The sequence below is a fragment of the Rossellomorea sp. GQ25 genome (assembly GCF_059758515.1).
This window is the reverse complement of sequence record NZ_JCAXEQ010000001.1, coordinates 900,434-923,182: the sequence shown is the minus strand read 5'-3', so window position 1 is coordinate 923,182 and position 22,749 is coordinate 900,434. Positions and strand designations below refer to the sequence as shown.

The 22,749-nt window shown below is 40.6% G+C and carries 18 protein-coding genes; 17 read left to right on the top strand and 1 reads right to left on the bottom strand.

Annotation, left to right across the window (positions count from 1 at the left end; translation table 11 throughout):
* The first annotated feature begins 36 nt into the window (after positions 1–36).
* The 14 genes from AC6CIB_RS05000 (at position 37) to AC6CIB_RS04935 (ending at position 17,276) form a co-directional block, all read left to right on the top strand.
* On the top strand, positions 37–2,205 hold the full coding sequence (locus tag AC6CIB_RS05000) for a DNA topoisomerase III (protein WP_498278380.1): 2,169 nt from the start codon (positions 37–39) through the stop codon (positions 2,203–2,205).
* A 100-nt stretch (positions 2,206–2,305) separates the two neighbouring features.
* A complete protein-coding gene (locus tag AC6CIB_RS04995; RefSeq protein WP_498278664.1) occupies positions 2,306–2,827 on the top strand; it encodes an ankyrin repeat domain-containing protein in 522 nt (173 codons plus the stop codon).
* 255 nt (positions 2,828–3,082) lie between these two features.
* Positions 3,083–4,531 (top strand): carbon starvation CstA family protein, encoded by a 1,449-nt coding sequence (locus tag AC6CIB_RS04990; RefSeq protein WP_498278379.1) that lies wholly within the window; start codon positions 3,083–3,085, stop codon positions 4,529–4,531.
* Between the two features lie 422 nt (positions 4,532–4,953).
* Positions 4,954–5,844, top strand: a complete 891-nt coding sequence (locus tag AC6CIB_RS04985) for a nitrilase-related carbon-nitrogen hydrolase (RefSeq protein WP_498278378.1) — start codon at positions 4,954–4,956, stop codon at positions 5,842–5,844.
* Between the two features lie 91 nt (positions 5,845–5,935).
* Positions 5,936–7,291, top strand: a complete 1,356-nt coding sequence (locus AC6CIB_RS04980; RefSeq protein WP_498278377.1) for an NAD(P)-dependent oxidoreductase — start codon at positions 5,936–5,938, stop codon at positions 7,289–7,291.
* Between the two features lie 22 nt (positions 7,292–7,313).
* A complete protein-coding gene (gene preA / locus AC6CIB_RS04975; RefSeq protein ID WP_498278376.1) occupies positions 7,314–8,600 on the top strand; it encodes an NAD-dependent dihydropyrimidine dehydrogenase subunit PreA in 1,287 nt (428 codons plus the stop codon).
* A 16-nt stretch (positions 8,601–8,616) separates the two neighbouring features.
* Positions 8,617–10,044, top strand: coding sequence for a dihydropyrimidinase (hydA, locus tag AC6CIB_RS04970; RefSeq protein WP_498278375.1), 1,428 nt, complete (start codon positions 8,617–8,619; stop codon positions 10,042–10,044).
* Between the two features lie 133 nt (positions 10,045–10,177).
* A complete protein-coding gene (locus AC6CIB_RS04965) occupies positions 10,178–11,650 on the top strand; it encodes an NCS1 family transporter (RefSeq protein ID WP_498278374.1) in 1,473 nt (490 codons plus the stop codon).
* Between the two features lie 71 nt (positions 11,651–11,721).
* Entirely contained in the window at positions 11,722–11,925 is a 204-nt protein-coding gene (locus tag AC6CIB_RS04960) for a hypothetical protein (protein ID WP_113968125.1), read from the top strand.
* Positions 11,926–11,946: 21 nt separating this feature from the next.
* Positions 11,947–12,132, top strand: a complete 186-nt coding sequence (locus tag AC6CIB_RS04955; protein WP_498278373.1) for a hypothetical protein — start codon at positions 11,947–11,949, stop codon at positions 12,130–12,132.
* Between the two features lie 72 nt (positions 12,133–12,204).
* Positions 12,205–13,806: a PucR family transcriptional regulator gene (locus AC6CIB_RS04950; RefSeq protein WP_498278372.1), complete on the top strand. Its 1,602-nt coding sequence runs from the start codon at positions 12,205–12,207 to the stop codon at positions 13,804–13,806.
* A 148-nt stretch (positions 13,807–13,954) separates the two neighbouring features.
* Positions 13,955–15,421 (top strand): CoA-acylating methylmalonate-semialdehyde dehydrogenase, encoded by a 1,467-nt coding sequence (locus AC6CIB_RS04945; RefSeq protein ID WP_498278371.1) that lies wholly within the window; start codon positions 13,955–13,957, stop codon positions 15,419–15,421.
* A 21-nt stretch (positions 15,422–15,442) separates the two neighbouring features.
* Positions 15,443–16,798: an aspartate aminotransferase family protein gene (locus AC6CIB_RS04940; protein WP_498278370.1), complete on the top strand. Its 1,356-nt coding sequence runs from the start codon at positions 15,443–15,445 to the stop codon at positions 16,796–16,798.
* 106 nt (positions 16,799–16,904) lie between these two features.
* A complete protein-coding gene (locus AC6CIB_RS04935; protein ID WP_498278369.1) occupies positions 16,905–17,276 on the top strand; it encodes a VOC family protein in 372 nt (123 codons plus the stop codon).
* A 46-nt stretch (positions 17,277–17,322) separates the two neighbouring features.
* On the opposite strand, the gene AC6CIB_RS04930 is transcribed toward AC6CIB_RS04935, so the two are convergent.
* Complete coding sequence (locus tag AC6CIB_RS04930) at positions 17,323–18,249, bottom strand: VanW family protein (RefSeq protein WP_498278368.1); 927 nt, start codon at positions 18,247–18,249, stop codon at positions 17,323–17,325.
* Positions 18,250–18,379: 130 nt separating this feature from the next.
* Between AC6CIB_RS04930 and AC6CIB_RS04925 the strand changes: the two genes are divergently transcribed.
* From AC6CIB_RS04925 to mutS, 3 genes are all read left to right on the top strand, one after another.
* Positions 18,380–19,198: a hypothetical protein gene (locus AC6CIB_RS04925; RefSeq protein WP_498278367.1), complete on the top strand. Its 819-nt coding sequence runs from the start codon at positions 18,380–18,382 to the stop codon at positions 19,196–19,198.
* A gap of 117 nt (positions 19,199–19,315) precedes the next feature.
* Positions 19,316–19,936: a DedA family protein gene (locus tag AC6CIB_RS04920; protein WP_498278366.1), complete on the top strand. Its 621-nt coding sequence runs from the start codon at positions 19,316–19,318 to the stop codon at positions 19,934–19,936.
* Between the two features lie 186 nt (positions 19,937–20,122).
* A complete protein-coding gene (gene mutS, locus AC6CIB_RS04915) occupies positions 20,123–22,744 on the top strand; it encodes a DNA mismatch repair protein MutS (protein ID WP_498278365.1) in 2,622 nt (873 codons plus the stop codon).
* The last annotated feature ends 5 nt before the right edge of the window (positions 22,745–22,749 follow it).

Sequence of the window (22,749 nt, the reverse complement as noted above, 5' to 3'; positions counted from 1 at the left end):
AGAAACAAAACACCTAGTATTGAAAGGATTTTTTACATGAAAAAGATTTTAGTTCTGGCAGAAAAGCCTTCTGTCGGTAGAGATATTGCCAGAGTACTTCAGTGTACGAAAAAAGGAAATGGATTCTTAGAAGGAAACGACTATATCGTCACTTGGGCCCTTGGACATTTAGTCACATTAGCAGAGCCCGAAAGTTATGATGACCGCTACAAAGCATGGAAGCTTGAGGATTTGCCTATGCTTCCCCCATCCCTTAACCTTGTGGTCATTAAGAAAACAGGGAAGCAGTTTAGCTCAGTGAAATCACAAATGAACCGTCCGGATGTCAAAGAAATCGTCATTGCCACTGATGCCGGCCGGGAAGGGGAGCTTGTTGCCCGCTGGATCATTGAGAAAGCCCGGGTAAATAAACCGCTGAAACGATTATGGATTTCATCTGTCACCGACAAAGCAATTAAAGACGGATTCAATAAACTGAAAGATGCCAAAAAATATGAGAACCTATATGCAGCCGCCCAAGCGAGATCTGAAGCCGATTGGTATGTGGGAATGAATGCAACCAGAGCTTTGACTACCAAGCACAATGCACAGTTATCATGTGGACGTGTACAAACACCTACGTTAAGCATCATTGCCCAGAGGGAAGAAGAAATCAGGAACTTTAAACCACAAACCTATTATGGCATACAGGCCACAACGGATCGCGGTACGTTTATTTGGTCAAACCGTAAAAATAAAGATACGAAAACATTTTCTAAAGAAGAAATAACACACGTCATGAAATTATTGAAGGACAAAAAGGAAATCACTATTCAGTCAGTAAAAAAATCACAAAAGAAAAATCACGCTCCTTCATTATATGATTTAACAGAATTGCAAAGAGATGCTCATAAGATCTTTGGCTATTCTGCTAAAGAAACACTATCCATCATGCAAAAATTGTACGAGCAACATAAATTAGTAACCTATCCAAGAACAGATAGTAAACATTTATCCAGCGATATGGTCGCTACGTTGAAGGACCGATTGAAAGCAGTGAGCGTACAACCTTATCGCAAAATGGCTCATTTAGCGTTGCAGAGCTCAAAACAACTTTCAAAAGCATACGTTGATGACCAAAAGGTGACGGATCACCATGCCATTATACCTACGGAGGAGACACCTTTCCTCCAACGGTTACAGGATCGTGAAAGAAAGGTCTATGATTTAATCGTGAAACGCTTCTTAGCCGTATTCTACCCTCCATATCTGTATGAACAAACGACTATAGAAGCCTCGATTGGTAGTGAAACCTTTCAGACGAAAGGAAAGCGGATTGTAGAAATCGGTTGGAAAGAAATATATGATTTTGATTCAGAAAAAGATCAATTGCTATCAAAAATGGAAGTAGGGGATATGTTTTCTGTTCTGGCAATAAAAGAAACCGAAGGACAAACGAATCCTCCCGGCCGTTTCAATGAAGGAACACTTCTATCCGCTATGGAAAACCCAAAAAAGTTTATGAAGGAAAGCAACAAAGAGCTTCTCGACACCATACATGAAGCCGGGGGACTGGGTACAGTTGCGACAAGGGCAGATATTATTGAAAAGCTTTTTAACTCAGGAGTGATTGAACCGAAAGGAAAAGAAATTCTTATTACGTCTAAAGGAAAGCAATTATTGGAATTGGCACCTCTTGAATTACAATCCCCGACACTTACAGCAGAGTGGGAGCAAAAGCTTGAAAAAATCGCAAATGGATCTCTTAATAAACAAGAATTCTTAAAAGAAATTAAAGACTATACCAATAAGTCGGTTAATGAAATTAAGAACTCTACTAAGAAATACTCTCATGATAATATAACCGGTACGAAATGTCCTGACTGTGGAAATCTGATGCTGGAAATAAAAAATAAGCATGGGAAGAAATTGGTCTGTCAAGATCGCGAGTGCGGTCACCGGAAAAATATTAGCAAAAAAACCAATGCGCGATGCCCTAATTGCCATAAACGCTTAGATCTAAGAGGAGAAGGGGAAGGGCAGATGTTCACATGTGTGTGTGGACATAGAGAGAAACTTTCAACCTTTAACGATCGCAGAAAAAAAGAAAAGAATAGCAAAGCAACCAAAAGGGATGTAAATAAGTATTTGAAAACACAGCAGAAGGGTGAGCCGGTCAACACTGCATTAGCTGATGCTTTAGCCAAATTAAAACTGGACCAGTAATTTTTTATAGGGATGACTCCCTATTTTAGGAGTCATCTCTATCTTTTTTTGATTATAATTGGTAGAATATTTGTAATTATGTGAAAATGAGGTGAGTGTGATGACATCAATTACCATTCAAGAATTTTTTGAAGCAATTGAAAAAGGTGACACAAAGACAGTAGAACAGTCATTGAGAAATGACACAAATCTTTGTAACGCAGATAATGAACAAGGCTTAATAGCATTAGGGGTGGCTGCACATTATGGTCATATGGAGATCGTCGAGCTTCTGCTGAATTTTGGTGCAGATATCAATTCCATTTCAAATTCGAAAGTTTCCTACATTCCTTCTAATACGGCTTTACATGCTGGAATAGCCGGGAAAGCCTCTAAAGAACTGTTGGAGTTTTTGCTAAAACAAGGAGCGAATGTAAATCAGCCCGATTCATCGGGGCACACACCGTTACATATTGCTGCTTTCGACGGAAGTGAAGAAATTGTGTCCCTGTTACTGGCTCACGGAGATGGACAAGAGATACATTCAGGAAATGACCGTACTCCATTGGAAATTGCAAAGGAAAGGGGTAATAAGGAATTTATAAAAGCTCATGAAGAATTTGCAAAAGGAAAAGTACAGTAGCTTCCAACATGTAACTTGCACCTCTTTTAAGGGGTGTATTTTATTTAAGCAAATGATTCACTGGATATGTATTATGTTATAAAACTTTTTTCAAATAATGTAATCCCTTACATCATTGATTTAACAATCTTTGGTGCGAAATAAAATCGCTTATTTATTCGGAATAAATAATACTTTTAGAAAATTCTGTTGTTTTTTGTCGTTTCTCATATTAAAATAAACGTTAATTTCATTTACTGAAGGGAGGACATCGTGATGCTAACATTTCTTGCATCCATCTGTATTCTAGTAGTAGGTTATTTCATTTATTCAAAGGTGGTAGAGAAGATTTTCGGTATTGATGATACCAATGTGACTCCTGCATACTCAAAGAAGGACGGCTTAGACTATATGCCCATGAGCTGGTGGAAAGCAAGCCTGGTTCAATTGTTAAACATTGCGGGGTTAGGTCCGATCTTCGGGGCAATTTTAGGTGCTTTATATGGACCTGTAGCATTCCTATGGATTGTGATTGGAACCCTATTTGCTGGAGCGGTTCATGATTACTTTTCAGGAATGTTATCTCTTAGGCATAATGGAGCTCAGTTTCCTTCTATCGTAGGAAAATATTTAGGAAAACCTGTACAATCCGTTATGAACATTTTATCAATCGTGCTGATGATTCTCGTAGCCGCTGCTTTTACATCAGGCCCTGCACAACTAATGACAGAGGTTACACCGCTTAATTTTATGACGTCTCTTGTCATTATTTTTACATACTTTCTCATTGCGACTGTCTTACCGATTAATAAGATTATTGGAAAGGTCTATCCGTTCTTTGGAGCCATCCTTATCTTTATGGCAGTGGCAATTGGAATTGGGTTGTTTTTCTTTGAACATCCAGTCCCAAATCTAACAATTGAAAACTTACATCCAAATGGTTTACCTTTGTGGCCTTTGCTAATGGTTACTGTTTCGTGTGGGGCAATCTCTGGATTCCATTCTACTCAAAGTCCTATCTTAGCCAGAACCTTAAAAAAAGAAAGTGAAGGTCGAAAAGTATTCTATGGAGCGATGGTGGCTGAAGGAATCATCGCATTGATCTGGGCTGCAGCAGGTATGGCATTCTTTAATGGAACAGCGGGGCTTCAAGAATCCTTGGCCGCTGGCGGACCTGCAGGAGTGGTAAATGAAATCAGCAAAACGACGTTAGGCACTTTAGGTGGAGTACTAGCCGTCCTGGGTGTAATCATCCTTCCAGTCACAACAGGGGATACTGCGTTAAGATCATCAAGAATGATGCTTGCTGATTTACTGAAAGATCTACGTAAGAAAGATGTTGAAGGGAAATGGCTGCCAGTCTTGTTAGTCATTCCTGTGGCAGTCCCTACGTTTTTACTTACTCAAATTGACTATACCTTCCTGTGGAGATATGTTGGATGGTCCAACCAGGTAGTAGCAACCGTTATGTTGTGGACTGCTGCCATTTATTTATTACAGCAAGCAAGGTTCCACTGGATTTGCAGCATTCCTGCATTGTTTATGACAGGAGTTGTGAGTTCGTATATTTTTTACGCTCCAGAAGGTTTTGGTCTACCCTATTCAACAGCCATGATGATTGGTTCCGTCATTTGGTTGGCTGTCTTGATTTGGTTTGTGAGGCAAGTAGTAAAATACAGACCTAACCGAAAACAATTACTAGAGATGAAGTCAGTAAGTTCATAATGACTAACGACAAAAACAGCCTTTTCAGTAGAGAAGGCTGTTTTTTGTTAGGAAAGTTCAAATGTTCTTCCCAGACTTTTAGGGATAAGAATGAATCAAAAGGCAGCCTGTTTTTTGTCGATTGAAAACTGAATTTTTCAAAGATTAAAACAAATTATTCTACAAAATTCGTAATGAAAGTATGCTACCTTAAGAGAAACCATTCATTTTATTGAATATACATAATGACAAATCAGGAACATAGTTAGTGTTACAGAGTGTATAGTGCATTCTGTAAATGTACGAGTTAAAATAAAGTGAAAATACTTAAAATTCAGATTTTTATTTCAGTGAGTGAAATCTAGTAAGTGTGGACCAATGGAGCAAAAAACAATGAAGGCGCTTACTATTTTATGAAATCTATTTGTGTAGGGGGTAATGAAATGTCAGACTTGGTGAAAATTGGACTTATTCAAGCTTCTCATGATGTAGATGGAAGTGAAGGGGTAGACGTCCATAAAGAGCAATCGATCAAAAAACATGTGGAACTGGTGCGAGACGCAGCAAAAAAGGGAGCACAAATCATTTGTTTACAGGAAATTTTCTATGGCCCTTACTTTTGCTCCGAACAAAATCCCAAGTGGTATGACTCTGCTGAAGAAATACCAAATGGTCCAACAACAAAACAGTTTCAGGCGTTAGCCAAAGAGCTGAGTGTCGTCATCGTTCTACCAATCTATGAGAGAGAAGGAATAGCTACTTACTATAATACGGCAGCGGTCATCGATGCAGATGGATCCTATCTTGGAAAATATCGAAAACAGCATATTCCACATGTGGGAGTTGGAGAGGAAGGTTACGGATTCTGGGAGAAATATTACTTTAAACCAGGAAACCTTGGGTACCCGGTGTTCGATACTGCTTATGCAAAAGTAGGAGTTTATATTTGTTATGACCGTCACTTCCCGGAAGGTGCCCGCTTATTAGGATTAAAAGGGGCAGAAATTGTGTTCAATCCATCTGCAACCGTGGCTGGTTTATCAGAATACTTATGGAAGCTTGAGCAGCCTGCCCATGCGGTGGCAAACGGCTACTACTTAGGAGCTATTAATCGTGTTGGTTATGAGGGTCCTTGGAACATGGGGGAATTTTACGGACAGTCCTATTTAGTCGATCCGAGAGGCAGCTTTGTTTCCATTGGAAGCAGAGACAGTGATGAGGTCATTATCGGTGAAATGAATAAGAAGCTACTACGTGAAGTCCGGGATACATGGCAGTTCTACCGAGATCGCAGGCCTGAAACTTATAACGATATGACGGCTTTACTTCCTTAATAAAAGGAGGCTGACTGTGAACCATCATTGTCAGCCATGGTGTGTTTAACAGGTTATGGAAATTAATTGGAAATGATAGGGGGAAGTCAGTTTGTCTAACACACTATCTTTACTCAATCTTGAGAATAATTTTCTCGAAGCCCATGAGGGATTGACCAATAGGGAAGCAGTGGAGGAAGCGAATCGCTGCTTGTATTGTTATGATGCTCCGTGCATACAAGCTTGTCCCACAAGCATTGATATACCTTCATTTATTAAAAAGATTGCATCCGGGAACTTGAAAGGATCGGCAAAAACGATCATGTCTGCAAATCCTGTGGGTGCGAGCTGCTCACGTGTCTGCCCGACAGAAGAGCTGTGTGAAGGGGCTTGTGTACTGAATCATTCTACTAAGCCAATCATGATTGGAGATCTGCAACGATATGCAACAGATTGGGCAAGACATAACGACACTGTGCTATTTGAAGCAGGGGAACCAAATGGGATTAAAGTAGGGATTATCGGAGGGGGACCAGCCGGCCTATCGGCTGCAAGGGAACTTGCACGCTTCGGATATGAAGTAACCATCTATGAAGCGGAAAAGGAAGCGGGGGGCTTAAATACTTATGGAATCGTATCTTTCCGACTTCCTCAGAGCATATCTTACTGGGAAGTGGAGCAGGTAAAGAAATTGAATGTCGATATTCGAACCAATGTAAAAGTTGGTCAAGATATATCTACAGATGAAATCGTAGAGAGCCATGATTTTGTCATCCTGGCAGCAGGAATGTCCCATGTTCCAGATTTGAAAATTGAAGGAGAAGACTTAAAAGGTGTTCATGATGCCATTGAATTTGTTAAGGCAACGAAAAGTGGCAAGCTGACGCAAGACTATGTAGGCAAAAAAGTGGTGGTGATTGGGGCGGGAAATACAGCTATCGATGGAGCCACCTGTTCTGTCCGCTTAGGAGCAGACAATGTAAAAATCCTTTACCGACGTACACAAGAAGAAATGACGGCTTATGATTTTGAATACGAATTTGCAAAACAGGATGGCGTAGAATTCCGCTGGCTAACGGCTCCTCAGCGAATTATAGGAAATGATGCGGGAGAAGTAACGGGAATCGAATGCATCAAGATGGAGTTAGGAGAGCCTGGTGAGGATGGAAGAAGACGTCCGATTCCTGTCAAAGGCTCACAGTTTGTACTTCCTGTTGACGCAGTCATTAAGGCGATTGGTCAAATTCGTCATCTATCACTTATTGAACAATTCGACCTGGAGCATTCAGACGGTGTTGTACAGGTTAATCGAGACACCTTCCAAACCTCTAATCCAAAGATTTTCGCCTGTGGAGACGTTGTTTTTGGTAAGGGAGTAGGAGAAGCAATGGTCGTTACGGCTGCAGAGCAAGGGAAACTTGCTGCCTTTCATTTACATGCACAATCGGCGAAAGTACACGTGAATTAAGATTGTCCTAGGGGGGGAACTCATGGCAAATTTAAACATTGATTTAGCAGGAATAAAATCACCTAATCCATTTTGGTTAGCGTCCGCGCCACCAACGAATTCAGGTTACCAGGTTCAAAGAGCATTCGAGGCCGGTTGGGGTGGTGCAGTATGGAAAACATTAGGGGAGCCTATTATAAATGTATCTTCAAGGTTCGCAGCTGTAAGCTTTAATGGTCAAAAAGTAGCAGGATTCAACAATATCGAACTCATTACCGATCGACCATTAGAAGTGAATTTGAAGGAAATCTATGAAACAAAAAAGCGGTTTCCGAATCATGCAATCATTGCGTCATTAATGGTAGAGCCTAAACAAGAAAAATGGCATGAAATTGTAAAGAAGGTTGAAGATGTCGGTGTTGATGGATTAGAGCTGAATTTCGGATGTCCACACGGGATGGCTGAACGAGGAATGGGATCTGCGTCCGGTCAGGTACCAGAACTCGTCGAGAAACAAACCTTTTGGGCGAAAGAGGTGGCCAGGACACCTGTAATTGTGAAATTGACACCAAACATTACAGACATTACTGTCACAGCTGAAGCGGCTGTCCGGGGTGGAGCGGATGCAGTAAGTATGATCAATACAATCAACAGTTTAGCAGGGGTTGATCTGGATTCTTGGAATACCGTTCCACATGTAGCCGGTAAAGGTGCTCATGGAGGTTATTGCGGACCTGCAGTGAAGCCTATTTCATTGAACATGGTTGCCGAATGCGCCAGAAATCCACGTATCAACGTTCCGATTTCAGGAATGGGTGGAGTATCCAATTGGCAGGATGCCGTCGAATTTATGCTCATGGGAGCATCGGGGGTTCAGGTCTGCACTGCTGCTATGCATCACGGTTTTAGAATTGTCGAAGATATGCTTGATGGCTTAAATAATTATTTGGATGAAAAAGGGATCTCTTCAGTCCAGGATATCGTGGGGAAATCAGTGCCAAGATTTTCTGATTGGGGAAATCTTGATCTTAATTATAGTGTTGTGGCAAAAATCAACACGGATGTTTGTATTAACTGTAATAAATGTCATATTGCCTGTGAAGATACGTCTCATCAATGCATTGACATGCTGAAGGACCCTAAAGGAAACAGCTATTTAAAAGTGCGGGAAGAAGATTGTGTCGGGTGTAATCTATGTTCGATTGTATGTCCGGTTGATGGGGCTATTGACATGATAGAGGTTCCAAGTGGGCATATGCCAATGACATGGAATGAACGTCAAGCGGTAGTAGGGAACCTATCCGGAGCTAAAGTAAACGCGGCGAAATAATTCAGGAGGTACGAAAATGAATAAAATTATTCAAAATGGAACCATTGTTACGGCAACAGACACATATAAGGCGGATGTGCTTATACAAAATGGGAAGATCGCAGCTATAGGTAAAGGGTTTGATACTACCGATGCAGAAATAATTGACGCGAAAGGAAAGTACATTTTTCCTGGTGGGATCGATCCCCATACTCATCTGGAAATGCCCTTCGGTGGGACGGTATCAAAGGATGATTTCGAGAGTGGAACGATTGCAGCAGCGTTTGGAGGAACGACGACACTCATTGATTTCTGTTTGACCAATAAGGGAGAACCACTTCAAAATGCAATTGATACATGGCATGCGAAGTCTAAGGATAAAGCAGTCATCGATTATAGTTTCCATTTAATGATCGGGGAAATCAATCAAGATGTTCTATCACAGCTTCCTGAGGTGATGGATAAAGAGGGGATTACATCATTCAAAGTCTTTATGGCATATAAAAATGTATTCCAAGCAGACGATGAAACGCTATTTAGAACCTTAATAGCCGCGAAGGAATTAGGAGCACTCGTAATGGTACATGCCGAGAATGGCGACGTTATTGAGTATTTAACCGAAAAGGCTTTAGAGGACGGGAAAACAGAACCAATTTATCACGCGCTGACGAGACCTCCTGAACTGGAGGGTGAAGCGACTGGCCGCGCAGCTAAACTAACCGGATTGGCAGATTCCCAATTATATGTTGTGCATGTTTCCTGCTCTGATGCCGTTGAACAGATCTCAGCAGCAAGAAGTAAAGGATTGAATGTTTGGGGAGAAACATGTCCTCAGTATCTTGTGCTTGATCAAACCTATTTAGAGCGTCCGAACTTTGAAGGAGCTAAATACGTTTGGTCGCCGCCGCTTCGTGAGAAGTGGCATCAAGATGTTCTCTGGAATGCCTTGAAAAGTGGTCAACTGCAAACATTAGGGTCAGACCAATGCTCATTTGATTTCCAAGGGCAGAAAGATCTTGGGAAAGATGATTTCACTAAAATCCCGAATGGCGGACCGATTGTTGAGGACCGTGTATCCATATTATTCTCAGAAGGAGTTGAAAAAGGGCGGATAAGCTTAAATCAGTTTGTTGATATCATGTCTACGCGTAGTGCAAAGCTGTTTGGTCTTTATCCTCAGAAGGGAACCATTGCTGTAGGTTCTGATGCAGATGTGGTCATTTTCGATCCCAATGCTGAGAGAGTGATCTCTGCTGAAACTCATCATATGGCAGCAGACTATAACCCGTTTGAAGGCATGATGATAAAAGGTGAACCTGTTTCTGTATTGTCCAGAGGTGAATATGTAATTAAAGACAAACAGTTCGTCGGTAAGCTGGGAACCGGAAAATATATTAAGAGAGCGAAATACGGTAAGCTTCTTTCAAGTGAAGAGAGCGAAGCACTTCAATCCTCAAAGTCTTAAAAATTTTGGAAAACAAATGCATCTTAACTGTAGAACAACTCCTGCTAAGAGGAGGGGAGACTGCCTTCCTCTGGCCTCTCTTGTCAAAGATTTGGTTTTGCCATTCGAAGCAAACAAATGAGGGGTGTTCAAGATGAAGAAAAGTTATTTAAAGTCTCCGGATTTATTACCGATTAAAGAGAGCGAAAGAAAAATCACCAAGCTCGGCTATTCATTTATGTGGGTTGGAATGGTTGTGGTTCTTGCAACCTTCGCCATTGGGGGAGCCGGGGTCGTATCCTTACCTTTACCTCTTGTTGTGCTGGCCACCATTATTGGGTCTCTTGCGATCGGTCTATTTATTACATTAACCGGGGATATCGGGATTGAGCATGGGGTATCATTTCCAGTTTATATGAGAGCACCTTTTGGAACGTTGGGAACCCATATTCCCTCTGTAGTTCGTGGTCTGGCTGCATCAATGTGGTTTGGAATAAACACTTACTTTGGTGCAACAGCGATGAATGGTATTTTAAATATTTTATTTGGTTTTGATAATTGGTTTGTTTGTTTCGTGATTTTTGCGGTCCTTCAATTAGTGAATACAGCTCTTGGGATTAAAGCGGTGGAAAGATTTGCAGACCTTGCCGCACCGGTCATCATTCTTATTTCTGTATGGATGTATTCATCCTTATCTGAATCAGCCGCTTCTCAAGGAAGAGACATTTGGAGCTGGGTTGAAAGTCCGGTAACAGGTGCTGCCACGTTTACGGCTTTTCTGGTAGTCATCTTTAGTAATATGGGATTTTGGGCCACACTATCTGCTGATATTCCGTCCATTTCCAGATTCATGAAAGCTCCAAAAAATGAGCGGAATTGGTTTAAGAGAAACAAAAGCTCGTTAATTGGTAACCTTGTTGCACTCCCTATTACTCAATCTTTTATGGTGTTAATTGGTGGGATTTCGTATATTGCCGTTTTAAATTATGATCCCGTTGTAGCCCTTCAAGAAGCAGCGAGCGGATTCGTTTTAGGAGTCCTACTTCTGATGATCGTCCTGGCTCAATGGTCAACGAATATTGCTGCGAATATCGTTCCGGCTGCAACAATATTCTCTAATGTCGGGGGACCAAAATTCCCGTTCTGGGCAGGGGTCATCACTGCTGGTATTGTGGGTACGATCGTACAACCATGGAACCTTTTTGGTGTGATCATTCCAGTTCTACTATTCGTAGGAGGCATTTTGTCAGCCATCGTAGGGATTTTGATTTCAGACTATTATTTTATCAGGAAGCGAAGAGTCAATGTACCTGCATTATATGAAGACAAAGGACAATTTAAGTATATGAATGGAGTGAATCTTGCAGGGTTCATCTCATGGATTATTGGAGGAGTTGCCTCCTATTACGTTCCAAACTTCTCATTTTTAGTCGGCTTCGGGGTTGGAGCCCTTTGCTATTATGTATTAGCTAAATTCTGGTGGTTTAAGAAATACGAGCAGGCAGAACTAATGGATCCGAGTGATGAGAAGTATCTCGGATTGTCTGTCGGTCGCGATTGGGAAATTCAAGTCGAAGAAGAAGTCATTGTCTCAGAAGAATCCCCAACAGGCACAAGTTTTTCTTAAATGAAATGGTATTTATTGAATCCTGAAGCAAGGTAGTTCTTATCTGAAGATACGATAGAAAGGGTGTCGTCATGTCTGATTATCAAGAGTTTTTAAGTGAACGGGATAAGATTGACTTTCTCATTCAAAAAGGCTTTAAAATTGAGAAAATAACAGAGAACCTAAGTGGTGCATTTGTTCTTTTTAAGCACACGGAAAATAAAAGAAGTGCCACTCTTCATGTGAAAACGGCAAATGCACGAAAGTATTTTTCAAATCTATTACTTCAAAACTGATAGTTGAAGGGGGAGAGGTGGATGAGTGACGTTATGGGACCGCGTAAGGGAAAGGAACTGACACTTTTTCCTGGAAATATGCAAACGTCTGATGAGTTAATCGATTGGGTGTTAGCCGTCTTATCTTCACAACATCTATCAGATGAAGAAATAACGAAATGGTGGAGTGAAGAGATCCAGTTTGCAATCCCCTATATAGAAGAATAGAAGCAAAATGAAGGATTGGTTCAGCCAATCCTTTTTCTCCATTTTCCTAAGGCAGAACATAAGGAGAGAAAAATGAAAAGTAATTACTATTTCTCAGTAGAAGATATTCTAGTAAGAAAATACTTTGAACATGCTAAAGTGATTGCTGGGCACAATGGTCTCAGCCGTCAGGTGAAGTGGGTTCATGTAGTCGAAGTAACATCGATAAAAAATCTTCTTAACGGAAATGAACTGATTCTTTCTACAGGAATCGCTTTACAAGAGGAAGAGACCTTTCTTTCACTCATTCAACAGTTAATCGAGAGTGAGGCAGCAGCCATTTGCATTGAACTTGATACAAATATTTCCACGATTCCGATTTCTGTATTAAAGTGTGCAGATACATTTGATTTTCCTATTATTGTGTTTCAAAGGGAAGTTCCGTTCGTTAGTATAACTCAAGATATTCACTCTGTACTAATCAATCAGCAATACGACATGATAAAAAAACTGGATTCATATGCACAGGAGTTAAACAGAAGGCTGCTCGGCGTTAATCACTTCAGAGAGATCCTTCACGTTTTACATAAGGAGCTTACTGTACCTGTACTATTTCAGTTGAAAGAACAAGAGGTGGAAATCTATCCACTCATGTGCTCACCTGAGGAAGAGAGAATACGAAAATGTTATCACAGTCATAAAGATTCCCGTAATCACCATTTTGCCTCCACTAAAGTTATTCTATTTGACCAGGAGTACGCAGAGTTATGTATATACAGAAGCGATCATCCATTTAGTGAATATGAGCTTCTCATATTGGACAGAACTTCAACGGCGTTAGCCCAGTATTTAATGAGAGAATTGTATTTTAACGAGCAAAAACGGTTAGAAGACTCCAAATGGATTACCTGTTGGTTAAAAGGAGAACAGTCCTATGAGAGACTCTCCGCATTTTTAGCCGACTTAAAAGTACAGGTAAATGGTGGAGTCGTCTGTATTTGCCAGACGAATAGGCTGAATGAACAAGAGCCGATTAATTTAACCTATTTTAACCTTGTCACCAGAAGCATTTTTGAACAACAGGGTTTTCGTGTGTTACCCGAAAGAGTAGGGAATGATCTCATTTTCATTCTTCTGGACACAAGGAGGATAGGGGGTTGGAAATCGAGAGTCACCTCTGCCTACGAAAAGATTCTTCAGTCTGATTTTTTTAAAGATTCTTCACAAACAGTATTTGCAACTGGCAAATACCAAATGGAGATGATGGAAATTCACAAGAGCTATGAAACAGCTAAAGATAGTCTGATGTTTCAGTCAAAGGTGGATGCTTCAAAAACGTATTTTTTCTTTGATGATTTGCATTTATACAGGCTGATTTCAATCGTTAACAAAAATGTAAATCTGTGGGAAATGATCGAAGAGTACCTTACACCTCTCCTGGAATATGATCGTAAACATGATGGCAGTCTATTGAAAACGTTGAAAGTTTTCCTTGAATGTCAGGGATCAAAGCAGGAAACATCGAAACAACTATTCATTGTAAGACAAACACTCTACCATCGCCTAAAAAAAATTGAAGATTTGCTTGGAGATGATTTCATGACCTCAGATAAACGTGTGGCTATCGAGTTTCTTCTTGCTGCCCATGATTATTTGCAACCACATGGCTCTTTGAAAAAGTCGAAAATTAATTAATTGTAAAATGTCAAACTGACAAGTCTGGTTCTTTTACACATTGTCTAATGAATCCGCTAACAATTTCTTTCATAATTAAACTATAAACTATACCACAGGTTCTACACCACCTAGAAAAGTCTGCTGAAAAAATAAGGAGGAACTGAATATGACGATAATTAAAAAGGACGTTGCTGAATTAAAGAATTACATTGGAGGTGAATGGGTGGATTCTCTAAGCTCACAAACGTTACAAGTAGTGAATCCTGCTACAAATGAAGAGATCGCAAGAGTTCCAATTTCTACCAAAGAAGACGTCGCTATGGCTGTGAAAGCTGCTAAACAAGCGTCACAAACCTGGAAGAAGACGCCGGTTCCAAAACGTGCCCGCATTCTATATAAATACCATTCTTTACTTTCTGATAATCATGAGGAGTTGGCCAAACTCATTGTACAGGAAAATGGTAAATCATTTAAAGAGGCGTATGGCGAAGTGCAGCGGGGGCTTGAGTGTGTGGAATTCGCTTGTGGTGCACCGACTTTAATGATGGGTGAAACGCTGAGTGGTATTGCAGAGGATATAGATTCAGAAATGTTCCGTTATCCACTTGGTGTAGTGGGGGGGATCACTCCTTTTAACTTTCCTATGATGGTACCCCTGTGGATGTTCCCGCTTGCAATTGCGTGTGGAAATACTTTCGTGTTGAAGCCATCTGAAAGAACCCCGATTTTAGCCAATAGGCTTGCAGAGTTATTAACAGATGCAGGAATGCCCCGTGGTGTATTAAATGTCGTGCATGGTGCCCATGATGTCGTAAATGGGTTGATCGAGCATAAAGATATTGGAGCCATATCCTTCGTCGGGTCTCAGCCGGTGGCTAAATATGTGTACCAACAGGCTGCCTCTCATGGGAAAAGGGTGCAGGCCTTATCCGGGGCGAAGAATCATCATGTTGTCATGCCTGATGCAGATATGAATAAAGCGGCTGAGCATATTATCAGTTCAGCATTTGGCAGTGCCGGCCAGCGATGTATGGCGTGCAGTGCCGTAGTGGTTGTAGGGGATAATGAACCGTTTGTAAAGGCTTTAAGTAAAAAAGCAGATGAATTATGTATTGGTAACGGAATGGACGAAGAAGTGCTTCTCACTCCCGTCATTCGAAAAGAACATCGAGAGAAGACACTGGGTTATATTGACAAAGGACTGCAGGAAGGTGCATCCCTCATTCGAGATGGGCGTAAAGAAATGGATGACTTCAAGGAAGGAAACTTCTTGGGTGCAACCATCTTTGACCATGTTTCACCGGATATGACCATTGCAAAAGAAGAAATGTTTGCGCCTATCCTCAGTTTGCTGAGAGCCAAGGATTTGGATGAAGGACTTGATTATATTCGTCAATCAAGATACGGAAATGGTGCTACGATTTACACGAAAGATGCAAAGGCTGTCAGACAGTTCAGAGAAGAAGCAGACGCTGGAATGCTGGGTATTAACGTTGGTGTTCCTGCGACAATGGCGTTCTTCCCATTTTCAGGGTGGAAGGATTCTTTCTATGGGGATATGCATGTAAACGGTAAAGACGGAGTAAATTTCTATACTAAGAAAAAAATGATCACTTCTCGATTTGATTTTTAATCAGAGTTAGGGGGAACTTTCATGGTGAAAGCAGGGCAATCTCAAGATGTATGGTTAAGGAATGATGAAAAGCTCATTTGGCATTCAATGAAACCATACAATCCCGATGGAACAATGGTCGTTACAGAGTCTGCTGGGTCCTGGATTACAGATAAGGATGGTCAAAAATTTCTGGATGGCATGGCAGGGCTATGGTGTGTGAACGTAGGATATGGTAGACAGGAATTAGCAGAGGCAGCCTATGAGCAGCTTAAAAAAATGGCTTATTTTCCACTAACACAAAGTCATCAGCCGGCTATTGAGCTTGCAGAGAAATTAAATCAATTACTTGGGGATGACTATGTCATTTTCTTTTCCAATAGTGGGTCAGAAGCCAATGAAACCGCCTTTAAGATTGCCAGGCAGTATCACCAGCAAAAAGGGGAACATGGACGGTATAAAATTTTCTCCAGATATAGAGGATATCACGGTAATTCCATGGGGGCCCTAGCTGCAACAGGTCAGGCTCAGCGTAAATATAAGTATGAGCCGTTAGCGCCTGGATTTATCCATATCGCTCCACCTGATAGCTATCGCGATGAAGCATCCGGGAATAGCCCACATGATCTTCCTGGAGTAAGAGCAATTGATCAAGCCATGACCTGGGAATTAAGTGAAACAGTGGCTGCGTTGATCATGGAACCGATCATCACAGGAGGTGGAATACTCGTTCCACAAGATGATTATATGAAAGCGGCGAAAGAAGTTTGTGAGAAGCATGGAGCACTTATGATTGTCGATGAAGTGATTTGTGGCTTTGGACGTACAGGCAAGCCATTTGGTTTCATGAATTATGATGTGAAGCCGGATATCATCACGATGGCAAAGGGGATTACGAGTGCGTATCTTCCACTATCAGCAACAGCCGTGAAGCGTGAGGTATATGAAGAGTTTAAAGGATCTGAGGAATATGATTACTTCCGCCATATTAATACTTTCGGTGGAAACCCTGCAGCATGTGCCCTTGCTTTGAAAAACATTGAAATCATGGAGAGTGAGAAACTTTTTGAACGATCCGCTGATCTTGGTGAAAAGGCATTGAACACGTTGAAAAATCATTTACAAGATCATCAATATGTTGGAAATGTCCGAGGAAAGGGTCTGTTAATTGGAATTGAAATGGTAAGTGATAAGGAAACAAAAGAACCATTAGACGTATCGAAGGTCAATGAGGTGATTGGATACTGTAAGCAAAAAGGGGTAATCATTGGGAAAAATGGGGCAACAGTCGCTGGTTACAATAATGTGCTTACCTTATCACCACCATTAAACATAGAAGAGGAAGATCTGGATCTGTTATTATCCACCGTGATGGATGGAATCAAGCAACTTCAATAATAATGACTGGGAAAACACCTGTTTGTGCAGGTGTTTTCTATTTTCTTATTAAATTGAATTTTATGGTAAAATGAACGAGTAAGAACCAAGGGGGAGAGGATACATAATGAGCATCATTTTCAAAGGTATTGACCATATTCAGTTTGCTGCTCCAAAAGGCTGCGAAGAGGAAGCTAGAAGGTTCTTTGGTGAAATAATTGGTCTGAAAGAAATACCAAAACCTGAAAATCTTCAAGGGAGGGGTGGTTGCTGGTTCCAATATGGACCACAAGAAATTCATGTAGGGGTACAAAATGATTTTGTGCCAGCAACAAAAGCACATCCAGGATTACTTGTTACAGATTTAGAAGCACTTAGACATAACCTAATGGAGAAAGGTATCAGGATAAAAGAAGATACACCGATTAACGGTAGAAATCGCTTTTTCGTCTCAGATCCATTTGGAAATAGAATTGAATTTTTAGAATACCATCAATAATGAATACACCTCATGAATTAGGAGGTGTATTTTCATTTTAAGATCACTATTCTTGAATAAATTTATCGACATCTTTCTCTGTAGATAATTCTTGTGAAGCGCTAGGCACCTTCCTTTTTTCCACATTAATAAAATCTGAAGAATAAATCGAAATGATAACTTGCCCACCAATTACTTTTGCACGGATGAGCAGTGGCTGGTTATAAGCGTTTCTAAAAGTGAAGTCAGGGCCATACCAACTAACAGTAGCATCTCTACCCTGAGGCACATAAGGGACCCGCTTTGAATGATGATACCTTTCTAATATTTTTACACCTGCCTGGTCAACCGCATTAAATAAGGTAGACGAAACCTGACAAATCCCTCCCCCAATATCTTCTGATAGTTCCCCTTTTACAATCACAGGTGCTTTTTTATATCCCTTTTCTTTCGTTCGTTTTCCCACCACTCCATTAAAGGAGAACACTTCACCAGGAAACACAACCGTATTATTGATCTTTTTGGTGGCGAGAGATATATTTTGAGTTCGTTCCTCATTATGCATATTGAAATATGTGATGTATCTTCCAATAAGCTGTGTTCGGATGTGCGCCAGGATTTCACTATCGACTTTGGGATGTAGTGTCATAAGGGGAGCTTCCGTATTGATTGACCCTCTAGAAAACAAGAAGGAATAAACCAGCTCACGAAATCTCCTTTCATCAAGTTTGTAACCGGCTCTTTCTGAAATAATTTGATTATTCTCATTGATATAAGCATTTTGAGGAGGAGTATAGACCCGATATTGCACTTTTGATACTAATTCCTTATATTGCTTTTCGTCGATAATTGGTTCATCTACCAATGGTATATTCAATGAATTTCGTTCTATAGAAATGGGCGTATGATTTTGAAATTGAATATGTAATTGATCTTGACCATTCATCACAGGAAACAGTAAAAGGCCGATTGTACTAAGTTTAATCAAGAGCATGTGAACCCTTCCTTTCGTATGTAGTATCGGTGAAAAAGGCTTCTTTCATGTTAAATCCTAATTGCCAAAAATTGATGGTTATGTATTTGCAACTGTGATTAGAAACTAAGGAAAAAAAGAGGTCTTTTACATGCTTTATCTATTTAGATTCATGATGGTTGTGTCATTACTTTTTGTCTGCTGTGCTAAACCTGCGGGGGCAATGCCTAGTTTTACTGTAGAAATACTTCCGTGGGATCAAGTGAAAGATATCATTCCTAAACAATCGTATTTTACGATCATTGATGTAGAAACCGGCCTTTCTTTCAAGGTACAAAGAAGAGCGGGAAGCAAACATGCGGATGTACAACCAGTTACAGAAAAAGACACGAAAATCATGAAATCCATCTATGGAGGAAAATGGAATTGGGACCGTCGTGCAATTCTCGTTTTAGTTGATGATCAATTAATTTCTGCCTCAATGAACGGTATGCCGCACGGAGCAGGTGCTCTCCAAAACAATTTTCCGGGACATTTCTGCGTCCATTTTTATGGGAGTACAACCCATAAAACGCCAACGCCTGATTTGGCTCATAAGCTCATGATTTTAAAAGCAGGTGGAAAACTGGATGAGTTTCTATACAAATTAGATCCCTATGAATTGATCAGCGTTATGGAGATTGCTGTCAATCAGCATGATGAAAAGCTAATTTCACAAGTGATGTATGAAAGTACTGGGTCCGTGAAGGAGATCCTTAAGAGAGTGAAACATATAGATGTTACTCAGAGATCGATACTTCCTGTAGAGGATTTACCTGCACTTATTGGGATGAAGCTTAAGGTTAGAGTGAAATGGATACGCTCTGATCAATCTAAAGAAGAAAATAATGTTCAATTCATCATTCGGAAAGATGCGATTGAGGATCAATGGAAAATAGACGGACATGCATTTCTTGAGGAAATGGAATAAGGGTCAATTGAAATACATTATTTCCCTTCAGTGGATGAATTCTTATTCTTTATGAGCGTTTTTAATATGCAAAATAGGGAAAAGGGTATATAAATGAATCGTGGAGGGAACACACCGATGTTTGATTTTGTAATAAATTTAATTAAGGAGCTTGGAATGTGGGGGTTATTCGCTGGGAATGCAATTGAAGCCTCATCCCTGCCTTTTCCAGGAGCTTTCGTTACGCTGACTTATGGTTACCTTTTAGATCCATCTTGGACGAAGCTGATCATTTTAGCATTCACTAGCAGCTTGGTTTATACGGTATTTAGTTATATCCCTTATGGGATAGGATATAAATTAAAAGATAAAATCAAAGAAAAAACCAGCTCGAAGAAAATGGCTAAAGGTCAGAAATGGTTTCGGAAATGTGGATTGTGGAGCATTGCCATCACGAGACCGCTTGGCATTGGTAACTATATTTCTTATGTTGCAGGTATTAGTAAAGTGAACAAATGGACATTTGGCGGATTAACGTTCATCGGAATATTTCCAATTACCTTCACGATGTTAATAGTCGGCAAGAATGGAAATCTCAAATATGTACAGTCTTTGATGAGTAACATACAAACCTACCTTCTCATTGGAGTGGCTATACTGTTGATTGGTTTCTTAACATATAAATACTTTTTCAAGTTTAAGGCAAAAAACACCAGCTGTATGGACGATGAGTCAAGCATAGCAAAACAAACCAAATAAACAAGACATCGATTCGCTCCCGCTTAGGGAAGCGGATTTTTTGGGGTGAGTAAAGAAGATGTACACACTAATCTTGAGGTGACCAGATCTGGTTTCCTCAATCTACTACATGCTCCAATCCTTATACGTGTGATATAATGAATAGTCGAGATTAGTAGATTTACTTGGAAAGGTTTGAATGAAACCATGACACAATATACTCCAATGATAAAACAATACTTACAAGTAAAGGCAGAATACCAAGATGCCTTTTTATTTTTTCGTTTAGGTGATTTTTATGAAATGTTTTTTGACGATGCCATAGCCGCATCGCAGGAACTTGAAATAACGTTAACAAGTCGTGATGGGGGAGGGAAGGAACGTATTCCCATGTGTGGTGTTCCTTATCATTCTGCTCCTAACTACATAGAGCAGCTCATCGATAAAGGCTTTAAAGTAGCGATTTGTGAACAAACCGAAGATCCGAAACAAGCTAAGGGAGTTGTGCGGAGAGAAGTTGTTCAGCTCATTACACCAGGAACGGTTATGGATGGAAAGGGCCTGAATGACAAAGAGAACAACTATATTGCTTCTGTGACCGATTTTAATGATGAAACTTACGGACTGTCTTATAGTGACTTAACAACAGGAGAAACAAAAGTGACCTTGGTCACAGATGGCCTTCAAGCATTGTTGAATGAATTATCTACGATTGGTGCGAAGGAAGTTGTCATTCACCCCGATCTTAGTGAAGCTGTACAAGGAAAGATTAAAGAACGAAACGATGTTACCTTGTCATATGAGAAAGAAGCTGACGGAGAAGGAGAATTTGCTCATCTCGTTGCTCCTTTAAAACAAGATAAACTAATAAAAGCTTCATCCATCCTTTTTCACTACCTCTTCCGTACACAGAAGAGAAGCCTGGATCATTTACAAGTCGTTGAGACATATCAGCTGCATCAATTTATGAAAATGGATTACTATTCAAAGCGAAATCTGGAGTTGACAGAAACGATCCGCTCAAAAGGAAAGAAAGGATCGCTTCTTTGGCTTTTAGATGAAACGATGACGGCTATGGGAGCTCGATTACTCAAGCAATGGATCGATCGACCACTTATTCATAAACAGGACATTGAAAAGCGTCAAACGGTTGTTGAAGTGCTATTGGAGCGATTCTTTGAGAGGCAGGACCTTAGAGAACGATTAAAGGAAGTGTATGATCTAGAGAGGCTGGCGGGACGGGTCGCGTTCGGTAATGTGAATGCACGTGATCTGATTCAGCTGAAAAAATCACTTCAGCAAGTACCCGTGTTAAAACATCTGGTGGGATCACTCGAAAATGAAGCAACCGATGATCTCGTAAGGAAACTTGATTCATGTGAAGAGCTGACAAATCTTCTTGAGCTAGCTTTAGTGGAAAACCCTCCTCTTACAATTAAAGAGGGAAGTCTGATTCGGGATGGGTATCATGATGAACTTGATCAATACCGTGACGCAAGTAGAAACGGGAAGTCCTGGATTGCTCAACTCGAACGGGATGAGAGGGAAAGGACTGGAATCAGGTCCCTTAAAGTTGGATTTAACCGGGTCTTTGGCTATTATATCGAAGTAACGAGAGCAAATCTTCAACACCTGGAAGAAGACCGTTATGAAAGAAAACAAACATTAACCAATGCGGAGCGATTCATCACCCCGGAGTTAAAGGAAAAAGAAGCACTTATCCTTCAGGCCGATGAAAAAAGCATGGATCTAGAATATGAACTGTTCCTTGGGATTCGTGAAAGCGTGAAAGAATTTATCCCCCGCTTGCAGAAACTCGCGAAACTCGTAAGTGAATTAGATGTTCTTCAATGCTTTGCAACGGTCAGTGAAAAGCGTCATTATACCCGCCCTGTCTTTAATGAAGAAAGAAGAATTCAGTTGAGGGACGGACGTCATCCGGTTGTGGAAAAGGTGATGGGTGCTCAGGAATATGTTCCTAATGACTGCTATATGGATCAAGAAAACGAAGTCTTTCTTATAACAGGACCGAATATGTCAGGGAAAAGTACCTATATGAGACAGGTGGCTTTAACGAGTATTCTTGCTCAAATTGGTTGTTATGTTCCTGCCAGTGAGGCAAACCTGCCAATTTTTGATCAAGTATTTACACGAATCGGGGCAGCGGATGATCTGATTTCAGGTCAAAGTACTTTCATGGTGGAGATGTTAGAGGCGAAAAATGCGATCATCCACGCGACTCAGCAGAGTTTAATATTATTTGATGAAATTGGACGTGGTACTTCCACTTATGACGGCATGGCATTGGCCCAGGCGATTATTGAATACATTCATGAACATATTGGGGCAAAAACCTTATTCTCCACTCACTATCATGAGCTGACGGTTCTTGAAGACGACTTGCAAAAGGTAAAAAACGTACATGTAAGTGCTATGGAACAAAACGGGAAACTCGTTTTCCTTCATAAAATCAAGGAGGGAGCAGCTGACAAAAGTTATGGAATTCATGTTGCCGAGCTTGCAGAGCTGCCTAAAGCCCTGATTGAAAGAGCGAACGAAATCCTTCTTGAACTTGAGCGTAAGGAAGAGCCTTCTTACTCCAGAGAATTGGCTGCAACGAGGGAATCAGCTGTTGAGAAACACGAACCAAATGAAGAAGATCTTGCCCAGCTATCCTTCTTTGCTGCTGAGAAAAAGGAGAAAAAAGAAAACCTTATTTCTAAAGAAAAGAAATGTTTAGATGAGCTTAAAAAGATCGATATCCTGGAGATGACTCCATTGGATGCAATGAACACCCTCTACGGGATCCAAAAAAAGTTGAAAAATTAAAGGAG